The sequence below is a fragment of the Enterococcus sp. AZ196 genome (genome assembly GCF_050498845.1).
GTDB classification, from domain to species: domain Bacteria; phylum Bacillota; class Bacilli; order Lactobacillales; family Enterococcaceae; genus Enterococcus_A; species Enterococcus_A murrayae.
The window spans coordinates 3,157,094-3,182,563 of sequence record NZ_JBIPAM010000001.1 but is presented as its reverse complement, the minus strand read 5'-3'; the positions used below and the strand labels follow the sequence as shown (position 1 = coordinate 3,182,563).

The 25,470-nt window shown below is 36.9% G+C and carries 17 protein-coding genes; all 17 read right to left on the bottom strand.

Annotated features, from left to right (window positions below; all coding sequences use genetic code 11):
* Positions 1-56: 56 nt before the first annotated feature.
* Positions 57-992, bottom strand: a complete 936-nt coding sequence (locus IGI67_RS15260) for an LCP family protein (protein WP_429958265.1) — start codon at positions 990-992, stop codon at positions 57-59.
* A 56-nt stretch (positions 993-1,048) separates the two neighbouring features.
* Positions 1,049-2,215 (bottom strand): nucleotide sugar dehydrogenase, encoded by a 1,167-nt coding sequence (locus IGI67_RS15255; RefSeq protein WP_429958264.1) that lies wholly within the window; start codon positions 2,213-2,215, stop codon positions 1,049-1,051.
* Positions 2,216-2,219: 4 nt separating this feature from the next.
* Positions 2,220-3,749 carry a lipopolysaccharide biosynthesis protein gene (locus IGI67_RS15250; RefSeq protein WP_429958263.1) on the bottom strand — a complete coding sequence of 510 codons (1,530 nt, stop codon included), beginning with the start codon at positions 3,747-3,749 and terminating at the stop codon, positions 2,220-2,222.
* Between the two features lie 4 nt (positions 3,750-3,753).
* Positions 3,754-4,935 (bottom strand): CDP-glycerol glycerophosphotransferase family protein, encoded by a 1,182-nt coding sequence (locus IGI67_RS15245; RefSeq protein ID WP_429958262.1) that lies wholly within the window; start codon positions 4,933-4,935, stop codon positions 3,754-3,756.
* A 9-nt stretch (positions 4,936-4,944) separates the two neighbouring features.
* Positions 4,945-6,171 (bottom strand): O-antigen ligase family protein, encoded by a 1,227-nt coding sequence (locus IGI67_RS15240; RefSeq protein WP_429958261.1) that lies wholly within the window; start codon positions 6,169-6,171, stop codon positions 4,945-4,947.
* The gene (locus tag IGI67_RS15235; protein ID WP_429958260.1) at positions 6,168-7,082 is read right to left on the bottom strand and encodes an alpha-1,2-fucosyltransferase; all 915 of its coding nucleotides are present in this window, start codon (positions 7,080-7,082) and stop codon (positions 6,168-6,170) included. The genes IGI67_RS15240 and IGI67_RS15235 overlap by 4 nt, the downstream gene beginning before the upstream one ends.
* Positions 7,072-8,019 (bottom strand): glycosyltransferase, encoded by a 948-nt coding sequence (locus IGI67_RS15230; RefSeq protein WP_429958259.1) that lies wholly within the window; start codon positions 8,017-8,019, stop codon positions 7,072-7,074. The genes IGI67_RS15235 and IGI67_RS15230 overlap by 11 nt, the downstream gene beginning before the upstream one ends.
* Before the next feature lie 24 nt (positions 8,020-8,043).
* Complete coding sequence (gene pssE / locus IGI67_RS15225) at positions 8,044-8,550, bottom strand: PssE/Cps14G family polysaccharide biosynthesis glycosyltransferase (RefSeq protein ID WP_429958258.1); 507 nt, start codon at positions 8,548-8,550, stop codon at positions 8,044-8,046.
* Entirely contained in the window at positions 8,534-8,989 is a 456-nt protein-coding gene (pssD, locus tag IGI67_RS15220) for a PssD/Cps14F family polysaccharide biosynthesis glycosyltransferase (RefSeq protein ID WP_429958257.1), read from the bottom strand. Before pssD ends, pssE begins: the two co-directional genes overlap by 17 nt.
* A gap of 14 nt (positions 8,990-9,003) precedes the next feature.
* Complete coding sequence (locus IGI67_RS15215; protein ID WP_429958653.1) at positions 9,004-9,720, bottom strand: sugar transferase; 717 nt, start codon at positions 9,718-9,720, stop codon at positions 9,004-9,006.
* A gap of 24 nt (positions 9,721-9,744) precedes the next feature.
* Positions 9,745-10,512 (bottom strand): tyrosine-protein phosphatase, encoded by a 768-nt coding sequence (locus tag IGI67_RS15210; RefSeq protein ID WP_429958256.1) that lies wholly within the window; start codon positions 10,510-10,512, stop codon positions 9,745-9,747.
* Between the two features lie 7 nt (positions 10,513-10,519).
* On the bottom strand, positions 10,520-11,281 hold the full coding sequence (locus tag IGI67_RS15205; RefSeq protein ID WP_429958255.1) for a CpsD/CapB family tyrosine-protein kinase: 762 nt from the start codon (positions 11,279-11,281) through the stop codon (positions 10,520-10,522).
* A 14-nt stretch (positions 11,282-11,295) separates the two neighbouring features.
* Positions 11,296-12,084, bottom strand: a complete 789-nt coding sequence (locus IGI67_RS15200; RefSeq protein ID WP_429958254.1) for a YveK family protein — start codon at positions 12,082-12,084, stop codon at positions 11,296-11,298.
* A gap of 14 nt (positions 12,085-12,098) precedes the next feature.
* Positions 12,099-12,944 (bottom strand): hypothetical protein, encoded by an 846-nt coding sequence (locus tag IGI67_RS15195; RefSeq protein ID WP_429958253.1) that lies wholly within the window; start codon positions 12,942-12,944, stop codon positions 12,099-12,101.
* Positions 12,945-12,959: 15 nt separating this feature from the next.
* Positions 12,960-13,643, bottom strand: a complete 684-nt coding sequence (locus tag IGI67_RS15190) for a class D sortase (protein WP_429958252.1) — start codon at positions 13,641-13,643, stop codon at positions 12,960-12,962.
* Positions 13,636-14,244 carry a hypothetical protein gene (locus IGI67_RS15185; protein WP_429958251.1) on the bottom strand — a complete coding sequence of 203 codons (609 nt, stop codon included), beginning with the start codon at positions 14,242-14,244 and terminating at the stop codon, positions 13,636-13,638. The genes IGI67_RS15190 and IGI67_RS15185 overlap by 8 nt, the downstream gene beginning before the upstream one ends.
* A gap of 861 nt (positions 14,245-15,105) precedes the next feature.
* Positions 15,106-25,041 carry a SpaA isopeptide-forming pilin-related protein gene (locus IGI67_RS15180; protein ID WP_429958250.1) on the bottom strand — a complete coding sequence of 3,312 codons (9,936 nt, stop codon included), beginning with the start codon at positions 25,039-25,041 and terminating at the stop codon, positions 15,106-15,108.
* Between the last annotated feature and the right edge of the window lie 429 nt (positions 25,042-25,470).

Below are 25,470 nucleotides of genomic sequence, written 5' to 3'. Positions count from 1 at the left end.
CACTGTTGATGGATGGTACTGCGTAGAATAAGCCAGCCTTTGTACCACGCTACAACTTATTTCATTGTACCTTTTAATTCATCTTGCACACGCTTCAACTCGCTCGGATCAATACGCTGATAAGAAACACCATCCTGCATAAATCCTTCACCTTTCAGTTGATCGGATTTAACATGACTAAAAGCAGTTCGGTAGTCCCCCATCAAAGTACGCATATCCGAAAAAGTCAGATCCGTCTTTACATTCTGACCCATCGTTTCCAAAATAGAGCGATAGCTAGTCAAGCCTTTCGTACTTAAGACTTTCTTTGCGATGCCAGTAATGATTTGCCGCTGCCGGCCTTGTCGCCCATAATCACCGTTTGGATCATCATAACGCATGCGGGAGTATTTCAATGCTTCCTCACCGTTCAGTTCCTGTTTCCCCTTGGAGAACGTCTTTCCATCATAGGTAAAATCCAACGAATTATTGACCTCAACTCCGCCGACCGCATCAACTAACGTCTCGATGCCTTGCATGTTGATGGTTATGTAATGATCAATTGGAATATCCAGCAAATTTTCTACCGTATCCATCGACATCGCTGCTCCGCCAAACGCATACGCATGATTAATCTTATCCTGCGTACCATGACCAACAATCTCCGCATAAGTATCCCGCAGCAGACTCACTAACAATGATTCATTCGACGACGGATTCACCGTCGCCACCATCATCGTATCCGAGCGTCCCTGTTCCGTTCGCCCAAGAGCGCCTGTATCGACACCCAAAAGCAAAATACTAAACGGTTCTTGTGCAGACAAGTTAACCTTCCGTTTATTGGCATTACCTTTACGATCCGCAACTTCAAACGTATCATTTGCTGTGGATTTTACATCGTAGTACATTTTGGCGGCGAAACCAGCTATTACTAGGATGATTGTTAGGAAGATACCGAGTAAGATTAGAAGGATTTTTTTTGAGCGATTATTATGTTTATTTCGATTAGACACAAGATCAACTCACTTCCAAATTAAAATAAACGACTGTCAAAAATAATTTATTTAAATTAATCTCTTCTAAAAATGTCTCTTGTATAAACTTTATCTTCAACTTCTTGAAGTTCAGGTTCAAAACGATTAGAGACAATCACATCAGACATTTCTTTAAACTCTTCAAAATCCTTGATAACTGTCGAGTGGAAGAACTCATCCTCATCTAAAGTAGGTTCAAATACAACGACTTCAATACCTTTAGCCTTCAAACGTTTCATTACACCTTGAATCGAAGAATAACGGAAATTATCAGAGTTCGCCTTCATAGTTAAACGATAAATACCAACAACTTTTGGATTTTTCGCCAAAATCTGTTCCGCGATGAAATCTTTACGAGTCGTATTCGCCTCTACAATTGCACCAATAATATTACTTGGTACATCTTCATAATTCGCACGCAGCTGCTTTGTGTCTTTTGGTAAGCAATAACCACCATATCCAAAGGATGGATTGTTGTAATGTGTTCCTATACGATGATCAAGACCAACACCTTCAATAATTTGTTTAGTATTTAGACCTCTAGATTCAGCATAAGTATCCAATTCATTGAAGTAAGCAACACGTAATGCGAGATATGTATTTGAGAATAGCTTAATTGCTTCCGCCTCTGTAGAATGAGTCAATAGTACAGGAACATCTTTATCATGCGCATTTTCTAAAAACATATTAGCAATTTCTTGACCGCGTTCAGAGCATTCACCAACGATGATTCTTGAAGGATGCAAATTATCATAAAGCGCTCGACCTTCTCTTAAAAATTCAGGTGAGAAAATGATATTCTCAGTTCCATATTTTTCTTTTAACTCTTCAGTGTATCCGACTGGGACTGTTGATTTGATAATAAAAGTAGCATCTGGTCGGATAGCTAAAGCTTTTTCGATTACATCTTCAACAGTTGATGTATTAAAGCAGTTTTTCTTTTCATCGTAGTCGGTTGGAGTTGCAATGATTAAATAATCACCAAATTTTACACAGTTTTCAAAAGACTGGGTAAACTCAACTTCTATATCATTCCTATTGAGAAAATAATTAATCTCTTTGTCTACTAATAATGACTTAGACTTTTTTAGCATTTCTATTTTCTTTGAGACTATATCGTATGCGTTCACTTTTTCTTTCTGAGCTAATAATAGTGCGTTACTTAATCCAACATACCCTAAACCAAAAACCGAAATTTTCATTACTTTACTTTCTCCTCATAATTATTTTCTTGCATAAATACTTAAGGTAGTTAAACTCATTTATTTCTCTGAAGAACACATAGAAAGTAGTTATTGAAATGAAAGCAACAATAACACTAAGATAAATAAAATTAAGCAAACCATTTGATTTTAAAAAAAGCTGGACAATAGATATAATTAATATTGTTAATCCAATATGTACTAAAAATTGAATTGTTGAAATAATGTAGCTTCTTGTACTAGTTTTCAAAATATACTTATGAACTGCATATGGTTCCCACCACGATACTACAAAAAGTGAACTTAACGTAGTTGCAAATAGTATTCCCATTAACCCAAATTTGAAAACAACTAGAAATAAAACTGAAAGTACAGCATTGACAAGCATTTCCCAGATTGGTTTATGTCTTACCATCCAAGAAATACCAAAAGCGTTAATAAAAATCAAATTTGGTAATCGATACAAATAAAGAGAAAAATTAAATATTAATATATAGGCGATTTCATTGCTAAACAACATCTTCTCTCCTATCCATAAAGAAATGAATGGATTAATTAAAGAATATAAAAATATTGTACAGAAAAAGCATAAAGCATACCCAATAAAATTGTATCTTTTATAAAATATCCTATTCTTTTCAATATCACCTTCTGCTCCAAGATTACCAATGCTACTTGTTATAGAATTCATGATTTGAGATACTAAACCTTGAATACTAGATATTATCATCCAATAGTTTGAGTAAACTCCTACCGTTGATAAACCAATAAAACTGGAGATTAATATATTATCTGTCCCTGTAACAACAATTCCAGATAATTTTGACAAAAATCCACCCATGGTATTTTCTTTAAGCCTTTGAATTATTTGAGGCTCAACAGATTCCGGTTTAGTAGACAATATATGTTTATATGATTTCTTTACAATTCGAGTTAAATTCAAATTTCCTATTACTGTTCCTAACATGGAGATTATGAGATATAACTGATAGTTTCTAAAAAAAATTATTACTATTATCTGTAGCACTACACATATAGCCTGAATAACAGCATCGTTCATAGTAGCTATATAGATTTTTTGATCCGCATTTAATAGAGATCTGTTATAGGTAAAGAAGTAACTTACAACAGAATTGGCCAAAAATAGTATATAAATATAATATACATTCTCATTTCCATCGTATTCCTTGATGATTATAGGGAGTAGAGGAATGACTAATATCCCTATAATCGCAACCGACAATCCAATTAAAGTATAGACTTTTTTATAGAGAGTCATCAACGCGCGAACTTGACCATCTCTTCTATGGACTATCGGTTCATATAAAGAATATACAATAGATGTTGATATCCCTAATTCTGCCAAAGACAACATCGACAAAATACTTGTAAAAAGTCCATTTAATCCCAGAAGTTCACTACCTAAATATTTTATAAAAAAACTTCTCGAAACAAACTTCAAAATTAAATTTAAAATGAAAGCAATACTGTTTATTCCAGAATTCAAAATGGCATATTGTATCCTACTTTTCATCAAACTATTTCTCCAATAACTTCAGAATACTTGAATATGTTCGTTCACAATTTTTTGTATCTCTATATTCAAAAAAATGATCCACTTTTTCTTGATATATTCCAGACATTCCATTTTTTTCATAGTCAATAACAAAAGATATTAACTCATTGGTATTATGAACTACAGGTCCAAATCCATCTTTATCATAACAAAAGTATCCTTGCCCATAATGTCCTGAAGCATACTTTTCACCATCAAACTGATAATAAATTACAGGTTTTTTTTGATAAGCAAAATCAAACGCAACGCTAGAATAATCTGTTATTAATATCTGACACATCTTCAATAGCTCTTGAACATCATGTTTTTCTTTCGAAGCGAGTATCACATTATCCGAACAAACAAGAGCTTTTTTGAAACTATCAATGTATTTTTGTAAAGCATAATGTGGATAAAATACTATTTTTATATTTTCTTTTTCCAATAGCTTAAGAAGCTTAGCATCATTCAATAAAAGGAGATATTTTTTAAAAAAATCTGTTTTCTCAAAATCAATCACTGATAATTTTGATAACCACTTTCTATAGGTTGGCATAATAAGAATATTTCTGCAATTTTTATTAACATCTAAAAGATTATCATATCTACATAATCCAACAACTTTTAGCACGTTTTCAGGGTAATCGTAATATTTAGAAATAAACTCTTTCTCTAAATAGTTAGTGCAACTGACCATATCATAGTAATTATGAGAGTATTTCATTGTAGCATAGGGAATTCTATCTTTTATTACTCCATGTTGAAGCCAGATTTTTTTTTGATTTCCTTTATGTAAAAATTTCAATTTCTTAAATAATTGCTGACTGCCATAATAAGGTAGACTTTGTGAGGTTATAAGTACATCGGAGATTAATAAGTAATAAATGTGTTTGAGAGTTCCCACATAAATCACATTCTCATCTTTAATCTTCTTAGAATCAACAGTTCCTTTAATTATTAAATAGCGGACTTCAATACAATCATTATTGTTTAATTTTTCCATATATTCATAAAAAGAATATCCATTATCTCTAGCTTCATCTAGTTTTTCATTAATAAACCAAATGTTACTATTATCTGTAAAATCATTTTTTCGAAAAATTTTAATAAATATATATACTCCAATATACATTAACAAAGCTCTTACATTACTAATTACTCTCATTTAATACACTCACTTATTCTTATGAAATTTTACTTTTAGAATTTTACTTTCTAGAATTGTACCAATCAAAACACTAAATGGCATCCAATATCTAAAGTTAACCATCGTATTATCTGTGTAAGAATACAATAGAAAAGAACTAAAAATCAGAAAAGAAATAATTTTCAGATATTTAGTTTTTGAATAAAAAGCACTGAAAAAAATATATAGAAATAGTATAAGTAATATAACTAATCCTATAGTACCTGTTTCAAATAATGTCCTAACATATTCGTTATGAGCTGCTGTAAAAGCAGCAAGTTTTGGATCTGAAGTAAATGTTTTTAAACTACCAAGCCCACTACCAGTATATTTTTGTTGATTTAAAGACAAAATATAGTTCCAAGCTATTGATCTACCAGAAGTATTTAATTCTCCATTCGAATTATACATTCGTTGCAACAATAGGGTTTTGAAAACCTCAATAGGTTTGTATAATAGTAACAATGATGAACACCCTACCAAGATATAGATAGGCTTTCTGAAAATTAACTTCAAAAAAAGAAATAACTCAGGAATAAATACTATAAATGCGCTTAAAATCCCTCCTCTAGTTAAAGTACTACAAACAATGATAAGATTAATATATTTAAGTAACCTAAATTTCCAAGTACTTTCATTTTCAGCAAGATACTCAGCCAATGTCGCTGCCATTATCCCAATAGTCCCAAAAAAGCTCAAGTTTGTAGATAGAGATGCACCCGCAATAGATATACCGTGTCTCCCAAAAAAATCTACTAAGCCCATCCCACCTAATAATACCCCGACAACAATCGATATAGATGCCAAGTAAGATAATGTTTTTAAGATATCAAATGATTCATCCTTATCCCAGTTTATACACATCAACCAAAAACCGGTTAAAATAGAAAAAAATGAAGTTAATCCATCAAGAAAATCATACTCATTATAATTTGTAGGAGCTACTTGACTTATAGTAAATTGCACTATACAAAGTAAAGTAACCATGATAAAAGGTCCTTTTTTCACTCCTTTAATCAAGATCAAGGATATTGTAGTAATAAGAAATAGTATCTTTAAGAACAAATCAACATTTACCAAAGTAAACGACTCATAATAAACAACGCTTGAAATCAACAATAGTGATAAACACTTATCATTTTTATATTTTAGTAATAAAGAAATCCAAAGTATACCAATCATTACAATACTAAATAATCCTAATAGCGAATTCATGTGTTCACTCCATTAGCTTTGATTAAATTCCAGTTTTCTTGATAGATATCAGCTTTCCTACCATCAGCATACCATTTGAAAGGAGCGTAAATTATTTTTTGTGGATTCTCAGAGAGATATTGGGCCCACCAACTAAATGTACTATTTGAAATGACAAAATGTTTGCACTTTGTCATCATCCTCATTTTCTCCCAAATAGGATCATCTCCGTCCTCATAATAAACATCCCCATTAAAATCTATGTTATTTCTAACCCAATCAATATCATCTGAAAAACAAATTATCGGTGCTCGAGGATGGACACTCCTAATTTTCTTAACCCCATCAACAAAAAAATTTTCATCAGTAACCATATACTTCTTTCTTATCTTTGGATTACTTGTGTAATCCCCTCGTCTTACCGAAACACAAATCGATTCATTGTTCTCAATTATCTTATAGAGTTCAAAATTTTTTTCCATTGGCGGAAATATAGGCTGGAACTCTTGTATTAAAATTTCACGTATGTCATCAAAATACTGAGGACATTGCCAATAGCCAACCAATGTATTGTCATGTGATCCATCTATTTTAAAATGTTCATATGTTTCTTTCATCCAGAATTGTATTCCTAAATGACTAAAAACGTTTCTTATAAATCTATTATATATATAATTTAAAGAAGTAGAGTATCTTGTAATTCTATTGAAAAAAAGTAATAATTTCACTATCTTTTCATCTTTCATTGGGATCTCTTGAATATTTACATGTTCATTAAGATAAAAACAGTCTAAATCGAATTTGTAATGCAAACGTTCAATCTCAAATTTATATATATTAATATCCTGTTGAAGTTCATGTTGAATCTTTCTAGCATATGCATACGTAAAAAATTGATTTCCTAAATTTCCCATCGCCACACTATTTATCATTAAGTACACTCCCGAGATTATTTCTAAGACTGGTTAGCCATATCCAACAAACTAATGAACTATGTTTAATCCCTAGTTTATTAAGCTCTTTCTTTCCAATTTTCTTTAAATCTCCTAGCAAATATACAGATACACTGAAGCATCGAAAAATTCTAAATTTAATGAAACTATCAATTTTTTCATTTCTTCCATTTTCTTCTAATGATGAAACTAAAATATGAGAAATTTTTCTAAGACTTCTCCCTTTTTCATCATTATTACTTTGAGAATTCATTATTGAATTTCTTCTGATTCTTCTATAAAAGAAAACTTCTGATAGTAATCCAATACGATTTGTGCAACTAAGTATTTGAGGGGTAAATAATTCATCTTCATGTAATATTCCTTTTTCAAACATCAACTCATTGTCAAAAATAATTCTAGAAGAATAAAAATAAAGCCAAACTGGCATTCTAACTTTTAATGGATTAGAAACATATATTTCTGTTGGAACAATAGATCTATCAAGGCTTGATTTGATAGTATACTTATTTTTATCAATATTTTGTTCTATATCATCATTCACGAATGATATTGCTTCAAACCTACATATTTCCAATTTGTTTAATTCACAAAAGTTTACTAGGGTTTCAATACAATTCGACTTTAAAATATCATCACTGTCAAAAAAATAAATATATTTCCCTTTAACATATTTTAAACCAGTATTTCTTGCACTCGAAAGACCTTGATTTTTCTTAGTTACACTTATAATTTTATTTGGAATATAATGTACATAATCATCAATGATTTTCTTTGAGTTATCCGTACTTCCATCGTTGACAATAATAATCTCTAAATTTTTATAGGATTGATTAATGATTGAATCTAAGGCCTCTTTTAAATATAGTTCCACATTATAAACAGGAATTACTATAGATACTAATGGAGTAACCATAATTATTATATTCTTCTTTCCATACTATTTTTTTATTAGTCTAATTATCTCTGCCACAAAAAAATTATTGTTAGATTTAAAACGATCGAATTTCATTTTTTTTATTTTCTTGATGTTTTGTTCAAATTCAAAATAATCTAAAGCTTTCATAATATAATTTGCATTTGAAAAAGCTTCAACGATTTGTATTTGATGATCGTCTACGTGTTCATCAAATTTTGCTAATCTAGGAACCGCAATAACTTTTTTATTATTATTTAAAGCTGTTACTATAGCACCTGTCCCACCATGTGTTACAACAAACTCGGCTTCTTCCATTTTCTCTTGAAACTTAGTTCTCTCTAGAAATTCTACAAAATTATAATTTTTAGGGATATAATTACTATTTCCCTTTTGCGCAAAAACCTCTTCTTGTATCACTCCATCGTCTATCAGTTTGTCAATATAAATCAATAAACGATTAAATTGAAATTTTTGGGATCCCAAAGTAATAAAAATCATATAAAATACCTTTCTAGTAAATACTTCCAAAATACTGTGCCTCAGGATAAACTGTCAACATGCTTTCCCATTGAACAACAATGTGATCAGATAATTTATAGACAAATCTTCCAGTCATAGTCGAGGAATTAAGTTTAGCAAATGATTCAATAAAAATTAATTTCTTTTTACATAATCTACCGATTAGAAAAGTTGGTATTACAGACATCGCTCCCGTAGAAATTATAATATCTGGTCTCTCAATAAAAAAAATTCGTAGCGATTGAAAAAAAATTCGTATAAACTTTACAATGAAAAATTTTTCTCTGCGATTGATCTGATTAATATAATAAACATTATCATTTTTATTGCTATAAAAAGTTTTTTCAGTAACATAATATACATCGAAATAATCCTCTAATTTTTTTAGCATTATTATCTGCTCGTAATGCCCACCAGAGGACGCAATTAAACAAATCTTTTTCTTCATAATTCTCCCGATTTCTAATAAGCCCCATCCGGCTTCATCATTACTTTTATCGTCTTAAGAATCAACGCGATATCATATCGAATCCCACGTTTTTGAATATAATTAATATCAAAATCAACCATTTCTTCAAAATGAACATCATTCCGTCCGCTAACCTGCCACAATCCAGAACAGCCTGGCTTTACCAGTAGACGTTGCATGTCATACTGCGTGTATTCAGCGACTTCTCTTTGTAGTGGTGGACGTGGACCGATGAGGCTCATATCACCTTTAATAACATTTAGTAGTTGAGGGAGTTCATCTAGGCTAGTCCGGCGAATGAATTTACCAAACTCTGTCACTCGAGGATCTTCCTTGATTTTGAACATCGCGCCTTTGATCTCGTTTTTATCTACTAGGCTATCCAGCTGTTCTTCTGCATCTGCACACATTGACCGGAATTTATACATGGTGAATAGCTTTCCATTTCTGCCAACACGTTTTTGCGTGAAAATTACCGGTCCACTTGGATCTTCTTTACGAATTTTATAGGCAATCCAGAACATGACTGGAGAAATAAACACGAGCCCAAGGCATCCTAAAATTAGATCAATAATCCGTTTGATCAAATCATAGCCTCTTTGATTTTCTATTTTTTCCTTATCTAACCAAATCACCTTGGGATTCCCCTGATTAGGAAATGGTTTATCATTCAAACTATTCACATCCCCAAAGGTCTTCTCGCTTTTCATCATCTAATCCCCCCAACAAACTATTTAGCTAAAAAATTTGAAGCGCGGTTCTTTTATTGCCTGATACCTCGGTCTGACTACTGAATCCCCATTCACTAAGTCTTTAGCCATCTGCTGCATCGCTGCAGTCATCTCTCTGCCACCGATTTTTTCAATTTCTTCATACGCTTCCTTCATTAAAAAGGTGCGGTGTCGAAGATTGTGAGCATCGGAAGCAACCATAAATAGCATCTGATGTTCAAGCATTCGTCTTGCTGTTTTTTGAATCTCACTGCCAAATATCCCCACGATACTTGGGGCAGTAAGCTGTGTTAGCACGCCCATTTCTAGAAAAGGAATCAATCGATTAGGTTCTTCTCGAAAAACAGCGTTTCTTTCTGGATGAACGATCACCGGGACCTGTCCTCGACTAAGCAACTGATAGAACATCTGCTCCGCGTAGATCGGGATATCATTGGTCGGAAATTCGACCAATAGATACGTATCATCCAAATCGGAAAAAAGGATTTCCTCTCGTTTGATGGCCGTTAATAGCAGTTCGGTCATCCGAACCTCTTGGCCTTCAAGTAAAGTTAACTCTAGTCCTCGTTGATCAAGCTCGCTTTGCAGGGCAGCTACATCTCGAATAATTTTATCTGCCGGGTTGTTATACTTTCCATTATTATGATGAGGGGTACACATCAAATGGGTAATGCCTTGACTGATGGCTTTTTTTGCCATTTCAAGACTATCCTCAAGTGTTTGCGCCCCATCATCGACTCCAGGCAAGATATGACTATGTAGATCGATCATTTAGTACTCACTTACTTCCTTCTGTCCCATAATAGTAGTAGGAGTCTTCTCCTTGTTTCTTACCGTTATAGACGACTCCGATAATTTTGGCTTGGACCATGTCCAATAATTTTTTTGCTTCTAAAATTGCTTGCTTATTGGTTTTTCGTTCCCGCACAACCAATATCGTCCCGTCAACATAGGAAGACATGATCTGTGCGTCAGTCACTGTTACGACTGGTGGCATGTCAAAAATCACTAAATCAAAGGACTCGCTTAAGGTATCTACTAATTGTTGCATCCGTCTTGAGCTCAGCAGCTCAGATGGATTTGGCGGTGTTGGTCCACTGGGCATTAAATACAGATTCTCGATATTTGTTTCGATCAAGCGACTGCCAACCTGTGTATTTCCCTGTGTCAGAAAGACGTTTTCCATCTCTGGCTCTGATAAGAAGCTTCCCGTCGCAGAGTTGCCTTCAGTTAGGTAGTTGCTTAGCCCATTGACATTTGGGACCTTGAAGCTTAATGCAATATTTGGTTTTCTTAAATCTGCATCCACTAATACGACCCGGCTGCCTGCATTTGCAAAAACAACTGCTAAGTTTGAAGCTGTTGTTGTTTTTCCTTCTGAAGGACCTGAAGAGGTCACAACAAGTGATTTGATTTTTTTATCGGCTGAAGAAAATTCGATGTTCGTACGAATCTTCCGATATTGCTCTGCTGCCGTTGAAAAAGGATTGATCGCAGTGATCAAATCAACCGGTGTAATTGCTTGTCTCTTTTTTGCCATCTAAAAATTTCCCCTTACACGCGTTTTCGATTACGAGTGGGCGCTGTACGAGTCCCTCGTGATTCTTTTTTATTTTCTTGCGGTGGAGCTGCCGCTCCTCGATTATCATACAGTTCCTTTTTACTGATCTCAGATACTTGCCCCAAAATCGGTAATCCCAACGCTTCAATAATGAAGCGCTCGTCTTTGACAGTCTTATCTAGCAGCTCTGTTAAGAACGCCAAGCCGACACCCAGCATCAAACCTACAACTGCTCCGATCAGCAGGTTCAATTTATTGTTCGGGAAGACTGCCTTAGAGGGCACGACTCCTTTTGAAGTGATCGTTACCTTATTAACTGCTAAAACATCTTCTGCTTTTTCTTGGAATGTCGTCGCTGTGACATTAGCGATCGTCGCTGCTTTACGTGGTTCAGGTGAAGTCGCAACGATTTGGAACATTTGCGAGTTTTGCGCCTGTTCGACTTCAATCATGTCTTTCAATTCAGCATTGCTGTAGGTATACTGGTATTCATTTTGTAGTTCCTTTTGAACGGCATCGATAACGACATCGCCTTTAATCATGTCTTTATATGTATTGATCAAGAGCACGTTCCCATTGATATCATTTTGCAGATTGGTATTTGCTCCTTCTGCCGGATTGTTTTGCACGATTAGTTGTGCGGCTGAATCGTATTTAGGCGTGATCAAGAAAAAGGTCACGACCGCGGCCAGCCCGATTCCGGCAATCGTGGTCATTAAGATCAATAATGCTTTCTTTTTTAATACCTGAAATAACTCTTCTAAGCTGATTGTTTCTTCCATCTTTTTTCCCTTCACTAACGAACGTTATGTATTTTTTTTGAACGCATCTTCTCACTAAGCAGCACCATTAACAGTGCTAAAACAGTCAATGCGATTCCCACAAAGACAAAACTCAAATCAAACGCTGTAATATAGCCTGTCACAAAACGATACAAGCCTTCCGACATGATTCCTAGCCGGTTGATCACTCCACTAACATAGATGATTGCTGGTAAAACAGTTAACATCAAACCTGCACCTAAAAAAGTGACGCTGCTCCAGCGAACCTTTTGATGCTTCATTTTGACCATCAGCAGCAAGCCGACGAACACTAATAAGAAAGCCACGCCAACGATAATCAGAATCAGCGTCAAAGCAGACTGAAAAGCCATTACCTTTTTGCCATAACTTAATAGGTAAGGAATCTCGATATAGTTCGAGTAATTCTTCGCAGCGGTATTCGCCAAATTATCCAAATTCTGCTGTGTCGTTTCATCGATCGTGATATTTTTCTGTTGCGCGTATTGATTCACGTTTTTCAAAATATTGTCTTTGATTTTTTCTTCCCCTTGAAGCTCAAAGGGAATTTCTTGATAAATACTGCGAATATAATTATCAACGTTTGCGGAAACAGTTTTTTCCGAGACAACATCAGCTAAAACTTCAGGCGGGATGTTACTGCCGCGACCTAAGTCTTGAATACTTTGTGTCATATCTTTACGGATCGTTTCTGTATAATCCGTCGCATGGACTTGCTTAATCATAAAGTTTTGATTAAACAAAGTCATACGGATACAGATCAACGATACTGTAGCAAAGAGGAGTAAAGACCCGATGAATGCTAAGATCCATCGTGGGACATTTTTTGATGCTTGTTTCATAAGTTGCCTTTCCTCCTACTCATTTCCATTAATAATCGGACCTGAAACATACTCTCCAATAGCAAATAAGCGGTCATCAGTTAGACCCAAGCTATCTAATGGATAGCAGGTATAGAGAATAATCCGTCGGTCGTTTCGTTGATAAATCATATCGTCAATTTCTTTATCTTTTTTGTTTTTGATATCAAGCTGGGTAATACGATACGTATAATTCCCGTAAGTCGTTTGGACTTCGATCGTATCTCCTACTTGCGCACCGCCAAGCTTGCCGAAATCATCGACATTATGTCCGCCGATCAGCGAAGTCCCTAATTCACCGGGATATACAGACCCCATGAATTGGCCTGCGCCTTGACGTAAAATTTGTTCGGTATCTCCAAAATATAAAGGAACATCCAATTGTACTTTTTCTATCTTAACTTTGCCGAAAAGCTCTCCTCCCACCGGATAAGTGATCTTACTTGATGGAAGCTCGTCCTTTTCGTTCGTCGCGATTTCTTTATTATCTACAGCTTCAAATGTCTGTTCCGTCGCCTCAAAGTCGGGGGTATCTGTTAATAAAAACAATTGAATAGAAGAAGTAACAAATTGAATAACAGGTTTTCCAATTACGTATATTAAGGAATAGCCGAAAATCAGAAAGATGATCGGAGCGATCAAAATCGCCCCAACCCTCTTCAGCCTAGAAGCTCTACGCAAGTTTCTTACGTCCTACTACAAATGCACCTGCTGCAACAAGTAATAAGCTTGCGAAAGAAATTGCACTAGACAAATGTGTAGCACCAGTTTGTTTCACTGCGCCACCAGATGTGTAGACTGTACTGCTGGCTGGTTTAGTCGTGCTGCTAGTAGAACCGGCAGACCCTGAACCTGGCTGAGTGATAGAATAGCCTCCTGGGTAGAAGGTGATTGTCAGCCCTAGGATATTCGCCGCTTTGGTGATAATATCCTTTAATTGGTTCTTGGTGTTCAATGGCAAGGCTTTGATCAAAGCTTCAATAGAGTTGATATTTGAAACATCAACACCTGAAGATTCAACTAAAGAACGAGCGCTTTGGATTTGTGCAACAACTCCGTTCACTTTATCAGCAGAAACATCATTTTGTTTCAAGAAATTTTCTGCCTGTGCGCGTTCTGATGCACCAATGTTAAACGTCTTTCCGCCTACAGTTACGCCTTTATCCAGCTCTGACAAAATTCTTTGTTCATCAGCAGTAATGGCACCATCCGCATGAGCACTAGGCCCAACAAATAAAACCACTGCGATGAGCGCAATTAACCCACTTACAATTTTCTTCATCTACATACCTCCCTTACTAAGTATTTTTATGTTACCCATGTCACAATTCAGCGAAAAAAAATCCAATTTTTCCGCTGAATTTAGTATACTTTCTATTACAAAAAAAAACAATGAAATTCACAATTTAATTTTTTCCATGGAATTACAAAATTTTAAATGATAAAAATAACGATTATATTTTTCTGTTTATTTAATATTAATAAAAAAGAACCCAAATAATTTATAAAACTTAAATAATATGGAAATAATCGTTGGGGGCGATTATTTTGCCGGTAATAAGATAAACTGTTGCCGTTTCAAATAAACGGAATGGTGTTTTTTCCACTTTACTTCAGCAAATTAAAAACTTTAGGCGATGCATTTGTGTGAAATAGGCGACTATTTTGATTGTCTCGATAAAATAACAAGTATATAAAACACTTGATATCTTATAATGCGATCATTTTTAAGGTATTTTGGGTGTTTTCAAAAGTATCATTGAAAAATACTTTCCGTAATTGATTGCGCTATCAATTACGTCTTCTTTCAGGGGTCTTTTCATCTCCATATAAATTAGAATAACGCATTCCAGCAATGCTTCGCCCCATTCATTCATTAAAAACCAAACCCCTTTTTTTAATTGAAATTTTCAAAAAGGGGTTTAGCCGCTAAAATCTTTTTTGTGAAAAAAATTCAAAAATATGGGTTAATTATTTGCAGTTTATGACAGACTGTTACGGTATCCCCTCTTGTTTCTTAGCAAAATTGACAAAAAATAGGTATGTAAAGCAACTTCGCCTTTACATACCTATTATCATCTATTCATTTTTATCTTTATTCTTCCGAAATAAAATGATTGATGAATAAAAATGTCCCGTCTTTCTATTTTCTCCTGCGCAAATAAGTGACACCGATGACGATAAGAATAATTATCACCCCAACAGTGAGAAGCGTTAATCCTTTCTCTTCACCTGTTTTCGGATAGAACCAATGTCCTGATGCAGTTGATTTGTTAGGAGGATAGATTGGATTAGGAGCCTTTTTGTTCTCAGCAATTACTTTAAGCTGTGTTGGTTTGCCGCTATGAGCTGCAGAAATCGTGAACTCAATAGGAGCTTCTGACAATTGATAGCCAGTCGGTGCTTTGGTTTCCTTGAATGCATAGTTTCCAGGTGCTAGCTTATTCACATCCAATTTTCCAGCAGCATTTGTTTTAAGACCTTCCTGTAAAACTCTTTGATCTTTATCCAGCAATTGGAATTCAGCATCTGCCAAAGCCTTATTCTTATTATCCGCATCAACTTTCGTTAATTCGACTTTGCCTTGGTAGTTGATAAATTTATCGCTTGCCAAAATTTCTTTGGGTTGGCCCTTTTCTTTCGCTTTGATCGTAAAATCAACGGGTGTCGTATTCAAGATATAACCTGCTGGCGCTTTAGTCTCAATGAACTGATAGTCACCTGGGGCTAACTGATCCACCTTGATTTCACCTTTAGCATCGGTGATCAAATCTTTTTTAACCATTTTTCCGGCCTTGGTTCGCAACTCAAAGATGGCACCTGATAATCCTTTGCCTTCTTCATTGGTCTTGATTATCTTTGCTGAACCTTGGTAATTAATTAACGGCTCTTTGATTGTAGCAGTCTGTTTACCATCCTCCGTCGATCGCTTGATCGTGAATGGTACTTCTGTTGAATTGATAACATAGCCAGCTGGTGCTTTGACTTCCTTAAATACATAATCACCAGGAGCTAAGCCTTCCGCCACAACTTCACCAGCTTTATTCGATGTAATTGTTTCGCCAACTCGATTCCTTTCACTATCCAGAACCTCAAATTCAGCACCTTTTAGTGGTTGTCCGTCAGCATTTTTCTTGATCAATTCTGCTGAGCCTTGATAATTAATAAATGGTCTTTTTGGCATAACAACTGCTGGCTGACCTTCTGCTGTGCCACTGATAGTAAAGTCTATCTGCGTTTCATTAATGATATAGCCATTTGGCGCTACTTTTTCCTTCAGATGATAGTCGCCTGGCGCTAATCCGGCTAGAGTCAGCACTCCTGAACCGTCGGTGGTTCCTTGTCTTTCTGGAATCGTTGAATCGCCTTTATAGAGATCGAACTCAGCACCCTTCAATCGTTTGCCATCTTTAGATTCTTTGACCATTTGGAAGGTTCCTTTGTAGTTGTTGAATGATTCGTCACCATCGAATGTAATCATAGCTGGTTTGTCAGAAGCTTCTTTGGGAATCTCAAACGGTACTTTCGTACTATTGATCAAGTAACCTTCTGGCGCTTCTGTCTCAACTAAATTATACGTACCAGGTTTTAGCTTATTGAACGTAACAATCCCATCAGATCCAGTTATCTTAGAATCTCCAACTTGATTGCCATCAGCATCTTCCACGATAAATGTTGCTCCAGCTAATCCTTGATCAACATCTGATCGATCAAAGGCGACTTTTTTCAGTTGGACGGAACCTTGATAGTTAATAAAAGCTTTACCTTCATTGGCTTTCACCTGTTGTGGTTCGTCTTTAGCACTCGTTGGAATCTCAAATGGTATCGGATCAGTATTAATGATATAACCGTCTGGTGCCTTTTGTTCAATAAATGAGTACTTGCCTGGCGCTAATCCATCAACGCTAACCTCACCATCTTTATCACTTGGTGAGAGTGTATCACCAACCTTCGTTCCATTTGCATCTACAACATCAAAGACTGCATCGGTTAATGGTGTTCCATCCGAATCCGCCTTCTTCAATACAGCCGAACCCTTGTAGTCAATAAAATCTTCGCCATTTAAGGCCTCGACTACTGATGATTTGCCCAGTGCTTTTGATGCGATCGTAAATGGAATCTTCCTTGTATTGATCAGGTAACCGGCTGGCGCTTCGACTTCAACAAAGTTATAGCTGCCTGGTGCTAGTCCAGTTGCTGTGACATAACCCGCTTGATCTGAGTAGCTTGCTTCTCCCACGACTTCATCTTGATCGTCACGAACTTCAAATTTCGCGTCCTTCAACGGTTTATTCTCGGCATCTGTTTTACGGAAGCGAGCTGAGCCTTGGTAGTTTACGAAGTTATCGCTGGCGATCACTATAGCTGGTTTGCCTTCAGCTGTTTCATTGATCGTAAATGGTACGGGTGTTGTATTGACCAAGTAGCCTGCTGGTGCTTTGGTTTCAACGAATTGATAATCGCCAGGTTCAAGATCTTTAATAGTGACTTCACCATTTTCATCGGTCTTCAAGTTTTCCTTCACTGTTTGACCAGCAGCCGTTTGAACTTCAAAGAGGGCATCTGATAATAATTTTCCAGACTCCGCTTTCTTCGTTAACTTCGCTGTGCCTTGATAATTTTCAAAGTCTCCTAAATCTACTGTTGCAGGCTCTCCTTTTTGTGGATAGATCGTGAATTTGTGTTCGGTCGTATCACGAATATACCCTTTTGGCGCTTTGGTTTCTTTCAAAACGTAATCGCCCGCACTTAAGCCTTTGGCATAGAATTCACCAGAACTATCTGTCTTTATGATTGTTTGCATAGCACCTTCTTTATCTTTTGTTTCGATTGATGTACTTAAATCCTCCGATTTGAACAGTTCGTATTCCGCTCCAGCAAGTTTTTTATCACCAGTGACTTTTCTTCCTTTAATAGAAGCTTGATAGTTCTCTAGGTCTAATTTCATACCGTTGACTTGCTGATTATCAACCACAAAGTAAATTGGCTGACTGCTGATTACATAGTTTGTTGCCGTCTGAGTTTCGACTAATTTGTAGCTGCCGTCCTCTAACGCCAAATTACTTAAATCAATTGTTCCGTTAGATTCTGGTTTCAAATTGTCTTTGACTAATTTTCCATCTGTTGAACCATCATCGATGTATAATGCAAAAACAACTTGTGACAAGTCTAAATTGCCAGATATTTCACCATCGGCTTTCTTCAGCTCAATTTCTTTACGAGCATTATGGAAATCTCCAGCATCAACAACATAGCTGCCGTCTTCGATCTTATTGGTATGATTTTGTCCATCGGTCATTGGCATTGTTGCTGGTACACGATCTGGAATGACGAAAGTTAATGGGAATGTGTTTAAGAGATACCCATTTGGTGCCGCAGTTTCCTTCACGTAATACGTTCCTGGTGCCAAGTCAGTAAACTCGACCATCCCTTTTGCATTTGAGATTACCTTAAGTGGATTTGCATCGCTGAAATCAGCTTTCTTATAAAGTGAGAACGCTGCTCCAGCAAGATCTACTGTTTTTGAATCGTCATTAATGTCATTTCCGACCTTATGAAGACGAATCATGCCACGATAATTCTTCACTTTATCCGCAAGTTTCACAATTGTTGGCTGACCTTTACTTTCGGTTGGAATCTCAAAAGCTAAGTTGTCGCTAGTCATGATGTACTTGCCATCGTTCCCTTTGTCAGGAGCGTCTGTCTCCACGAACCGATAGCTGCCGGGGGCTAAGCCAGTCACACGAACAAGTCCGTCCTCATTTGACGTTGCTGTTTTACCGGCTACATCCTTTCCTTGATCATCAACGACTTTAAATTTCGCACCTGCTAATGCTTTGCCGTCACCGTCCGTCTTCGTTAATTCTGCGGTTCCTTGGTAGTTGATAAAATGATCCTGCACTGTCACCACCGCAGGTTGTCCATCCGCACTTTTGGGTACCGTCACTGGGACTGTTGTTGTATTCAACAGATACCCTGATGGTGCAGCAACTTCCTTGAAGATGTAATCGCCTGGTGCCAGATTATTGAAGACAACTTCACCTGTGCCGTTTGCAGTCACTATGCCACCAACTGGACGAGACTCGCTGTCTAGCAATTGGAACTTCGCACCAGCTAATGGACGATCATCGCTATCTGTTTTAATCAGCTTGACTGACCCTTGATAATCAATGAAATCATCAGGGATCGTGACTGTTTGCGGCTGACCATTCGCCGAATTTGAAATCGTAAAGTGAATCACTTTATTATTGATCAAATATCCTGCTGGCGCTTTGGTTTCTTTGATTGTGTAATCGCCTGGCGCTAGTTTATCGATCGTTACTTTTCCGTCTGCTCCCGAAACACCGGTTCCGACTGCTTTATTGTCATTATCATAAACAGTGAATTCCGCAGCTCTCAACGGCTGGTTGTCTTTATCGACTTTCGTTAACTCGACCGCACCTAGATAGTTGCGCAAAGTCATTTTACCACCAGGTGCTGTTTGATCATTCGTCGTTACAACTGTCGGTTTTCCAGCCGCATTGGTTGGAATCGTAAATTTGATTTTTTGCGTATTCACTAAATAGTTGTTGCTGTTTGAAACTTCTTGGAAATAATAATTACCTGGAGCCAAATCAGTGATCGTCACATTTCCATCAGTGTCTGATTTGAGACTATCCGTCGTCACCTTTTCTGGTGTAGCAGCATCTGTGTAAACATCAAAAGTAGCTCCTGATAGTTTACTGAACCCATCGCCTGAAGCATTCTCTGCCTCCTTATAGAGCTGTGCCGATCCTTTGAAGTTGACATTCGCATCACCAGTGATTGGGATATCATACACAGGCGGATCACTTTCAGCTTGAGTCTGTACGACAAAAGGTATTTCCTTCGTATTCAAGAGATAGCCGTTTGGTGCAGCTTTTTCCACAAACTTATAGTTTCCTGGGGATAACTCAAAAGCCCGCACATTTCCATCTAATGCATCCGAAGTGAAGAAGCCATCGCTGCCTGCGCCATTAGCAGAATCCGTCACGGGAACCCATTGACCACTCCGTTGCATCATTAATTGATACTTGGCTCCACCTAACCCATGACCACTGGCGTCAATTTTTTGGAAACGAACTCCTTCTTTGTAGTTTTTAAACGGTGTTGTTTCGTCTACGACTAATTTTTGCTCAGCATTGTCAATGGTAATTGCACTGTTGTCTTCGCTGTTTGACAATGGTGTTGTAAAACGAACCATTTGTTGATTGATCAAATAGCCATCTGGCGCTTGTGTTTCTTTAATCGCATACGTTGTTCCCGGTGCTAAATTCGTGAAAGTAAAGTACCCTTCTGAATTTGACGTCACGGTATCGCCAATCGAGGTCTTCCCATCGGCGGTATACAGTTGGAAACGCGCACCAGCAAGCGGTGTCTCTTTTCCTTTACTAAAGTCACGTCCATCGACTTTTTTGAATCGAGCAGAGCCCTGATAATCAATCAATGCTTGACCATCATTTAGCTGAATCGTTGTTGGTGCTTGGTTACCCGTAGAGACTGGATCAATCGCAAAGGTAAATTCCTTACTATTAGAATAGTAACCAGTTGGCGCAGCACTTTCCTTCAATTTATATTTTCCTGGTGCTAAATTAGTCAGATTCAGTTGTCCATTACTATTGGTAACATAAGTGCTCTGATCACCAAAATCACTGTAGTCATTTGAATTTATATTCGCACGTTGCAGATTGAATTTGGCACCGGCTAGATTTTTACCCGATTCATCGGTCTTCTTCAATACTGCTGATCCTTGGTAGTCCTTCATTTCTAATACACCATTAGAGACCGGCTGATCATTTACAAATACACTACGAGAGTTATCCGCATTTTTCTTTATTTCAAAATTGATAAACGTCTGATTGATTTGATACCCATCTGGGGCAATCACTTCTTGAATACGGTATTGACCATCCCCAAGTCCTGAAAGATCCACTCCTTGATTTGTTGGTTCGAGTAATTTAAGAATGGTGTAGTTTGGCACATCGCGGGTTCCGCTATTTATAAACAAATTGAATAGGCCACCAGCTATGTTTCGGCCAGCGTTATTTTTTTTGTTAAAGAGTACCTTTACAGGCTCATTCTCAATCTGAGTAATCGTGGCATCGCTGCTGGTACTTACCGAAACCTTCTTCCCATTTAACAAATCGGGTGAAATCGTATAGCCGTCCGGTGCCGAAACTTCTTTAACGTAATATTCATAAGTCGAGCTTGTTGCAATCAAGTTCCCAAAGGTCACTCTTCCTTGACTATCTGTCGTTGTTTGATAGAGAATATCAGTCTTATTCGTTTTTGTATTTTTTCTTAAAAGCTGTAATACCGCTCCTTTAACAATACTGCTATTTTTATCTACTTTTTGAATGTTGATCTTGCCTTTTGAGCCATAAGCCGTACCACTTGAATCTTGAATAGTGACCGTGATGTTTTTCTGTGTATCTTTGCCCGGCAATTCTTTTCCTTCACTTGAAATCGAAGCATTATTCGTCACCGACTCCGTTTTTGAAGTGAAGTTAGGCTCAGTATCATAGGTTAAAACATATGGTTTTTCGATCACTCCAGTTAAATAGCCACCCTCATTATTAGGATCTGATTTTTCTTTTATACCAGACATATCTACCGTAAAGCTCTGCTGACCCGTTTCTGGATCAGTGGTCACTACGACCTTGTATTGATCAGCTGGAACCAATTGATCCGGTTGAACTGTCGTCGCGCTTCCAGAGCCTGCATATTTTCCAGTATATAATTTAAAGCTTTCTTGCAAGATTTGATTTGAACTTGGTGTATCTTGTATTTTTACATTTGATAGCAACGATTGGTTAGGATTAATATCTAGACTCCAATTAATTAGTCCTGTTTGTGTATTGTACTTACCATCCTTCACTGCCGATTGTCCGCCAAATGCAATAGACACGGAAGCAGGAAGCTGTTGTTCGACACCATCAATTTTCACAAATGCAGTATTAGCATACGTGGATTGATTGTACACGATTTTGTCTTTTAATGACGTTTTGAATTGAATTCGGAAAACCATTGGTGTACCAGTAACATCCCATCCTGGGATATAGTTTCCGTCGTCACCAATCTGCATTTCTAATGTGCCTTGCTCATTTTCACCAGTTGGCTGCGGATCGGTTATTTTTACATAGGATTTATCTTTCTGATTACCACTATAATTACTATCTGTGGTTGGCTGGAAATTTCCGCTCTGATTTATCGTTCCACGTGTGAGCGTCAATGAATCTGGTTCGTAGACTTGATTCCCTGTAATTGGGTCTCTGAAATAGAATGCTGACATGCCTAGATCATTATAGTTTGTAACAATTGTCCAAGTAATCTCCTTGGTTGCTGGATTGTAGCTGCCGGACTTCATCCCTTGATTGACTTCTTGCGTACTCGTTTTAAAATCGGTTGAACTAGAGGAATCATACGGTTTTCCATTATTTGTAAAATTGGCCTTCATCGTATTTTGATAATCAACGCTGGTATTCGGATTTGGGACATCGTCTCGGAATTGATTATAGGCAATGTAGTATTCCATCTGGAATTGGTGATTCGTTTGCTTATACCCATTCTGGAATTTCACGGTAAAATTCGTATACCCTTTTCTATCTGCTGTTACGTTTACAGTGACAACATAATCAGCAGTAGCGACATCACCAATCGTACCAATATCTTCACCATTCGTGCCTAACAATTGAAAGGCTCCAGTCAATACTTTATTTCTATCGGAAACATCACGAATGATTACGCCTGCATCGTCGTTGCCATTAGGACTCTTTACCTTCACTGGTACACTGATATATCCTTCTTGAGAGTGCTCCATCGTATCAGTGAACAGGGCATTATCCATCTCGTACTTGTTCTTATTAATATCTATTAAATAGCGAGCGGTCTTTGTACCAACATCAATGGTCGGTTTATTTTTGATCACAACCTGTTGACTCGGTGTGTAATGATTGCTTGTTGTTGGCGGTAAATTATCGGTTTTTGCTTGGTTGCTAACCACTACAGGATCACTGGCTGATCCTGAAACAATCTTATTTACCTTCGTTTTATAGTCAATATTGATTGCCTTGCCTGCTTGAACATTATTTTTAAACGTAATGGTAAATGGATTCGTCGTGGTATCGATAGTGTAATCAGCTGGATCAAGGGGGGTTCCTCTTACTGGATTCCCCTTGCTATCAAAGGTAACAGTATAGACACTAAAACTATCCGGAACGATATCCATATTCGTATAAGTGTCAGAGATAATCGTGTCATCGGCTAATTCCTTTTGTCCATAATTGTAACGAATCTGCCAGCTGTATACTTGTCCAATGCGATCATAACCAGTTTGTGCCTTTTCCAATGCTTTTTTATAATTCAAGGTTACTGAAGCTGAGGCATTCAAATCGGTCGAATCTGCTTTTAAGTTCACATTGTTCGTTGCTGTCACTTGTCCACCATTTGCTGGCTTCGCTGAATCCTTGATCGTTGTGGAATAGACGATACGATAAGGTCTATCTAGCTTTGTTTTAAATTGGATCGAGCCATCGTTTCCAACTGTATAGGTATTTGGATCCACTGGTGTTTGCCCGATTCCTGTTACATTCCCGTTAAAATCAACATTCAAGGGGTAAATAGTGACTGCTCCCGTATCTGCTTGATTGAATGTCACTTGATCTGGAAAATGTTCTGTTATTGAGGGATTTGTCAATTCCGAAAAATCTTTATTGAAATCGACAGTCCAAGTCACCTTACTTGGATTATTCGGTGTATCGGTGTGTCCCGCTTTGCTGATAGAAGTCCCCACAGTCGGTTTGATAGTAATTGTTGCCGGTGGAATATTCGTTTTACTTGGATAAACAATCGTTGTTTTCCCGGGTTGAGTAATTACTTGTGTGTCAAAGTGAACATCAGCCGTAACCGATCCATTCTCTGGCGGCAAAAACGCTTCCCCTTCTTGCTTAGTGAAGGTGATCCGTAATTTTTGGGTCGCAGCGTCAAAAACATAGGTTCCGTAAATCAAACCATCGCTATCTGTCAGATTTCCATGAGGAGATGGTGGAGTAATTGATAATCCGTGTGGAAAATCCATCTCATAATAATCTCCAGGAACCATTTCTGTTCGAACAGCCTCTGGAATTTCGAAGTCTAAATGAAAATCAACTGTCGAATGGATCGTCGGAGGATTAGGAGTAAAATTCAAATTGCTGTTTGTCACGAAGTTGTCGCCCGGTGCAAACTGTGCAAACAAATCATCAATTGGTCCAGCAGCTCGTGGAACTTCTGCTGCTTTTGCTTGTTCTTTGACCGTAGTTGCTTTCTTCACCGATTCCTTTGAACGATCTTTCGTTGGTTGTTTTTCTTCAGTTGTCATTTCTTGTGATGCATCGCTCTCTGAAGTCTCAGAGCTAGAATCCTTTTCTGATTCTGATTTAACCGTTGACTCGTTGGTATTATCGCTAGATTCCTTCACATCAGGCAGAGATAATTGAAAAAGCTTTTTATCGTTTTGATAAAAATCAGTCGTTTTATCTGGTCCGCGAGCAATCGTTCCTAAGACCATCAAGCGAAAATGATTTTCTCCTTTAGACAATTTGTTAAAGTTCAATGTATACTCTATTCGCGTTCCCGTTGCGTCGACTGTATACTTGCCGATTGGTGCCTTTTGTTCATTCAAAATGACCTTCTCTTCCTTATTGTCTTCCGGTATGAAAGATTTAGTCATTTCAAATCTCACTGGCTGGTCATTTTCTGCAGAGCTAGTGATCACGCCTGCTAAATTCATTGAGTATTGATCCTTACTAATATCTTTGTCAATAAATTCACTAACTTTGTCAAAGGACAAAGTATTTGTATTTTCAATAGATTTATCCGTACTCTCAGTTTTCTCAGGTATCAGAGTTGAATCGGTCGATATGCTGCTATGTGGATCGTTTGATATCGAGCTGATCGTTGAACCCTCACTAGTCGGAACACTCGTAGTTCCCTCTGTAGTATCAACGGCGACACCTATCACTGGCGAAGCAAAACTCCCCAGTAAGCTGAGCAGCATGACGGTGTTGATCCATTTTTTCATACCATCCCCACCTTTCAAATTCTTTAATCAACATTTGTGAATCTTAAATCATAAATAGATAACTAGTATTCACATTATGCGATTATTATTTTTTCTTTACAAATAATAGCTCTTGAATTCATCAATAAAATGTCTCTTAGTCCGATAAAATGAGCCCATAAAAATATTACTATTTATCAATTCACTTCCTAAACGTTTTATTTTACGATATAGAAACTATGGACACTCTTTTTAATCCTTCCCACACTATTTCTTTCGCAATCATCCAATTTAATTCTCATTCCGACTAATTCAATATCGTTCAGTCAACAACCCCTTTTCCTAATTTTTTTTTGCTATTTTGAAGAAATAGTTTCGACATTTTGGCAAAAAGTCATTTACAATACAATCGCTTTTTGTTTATAATAATTTTAAATAAGAGGAGATCGA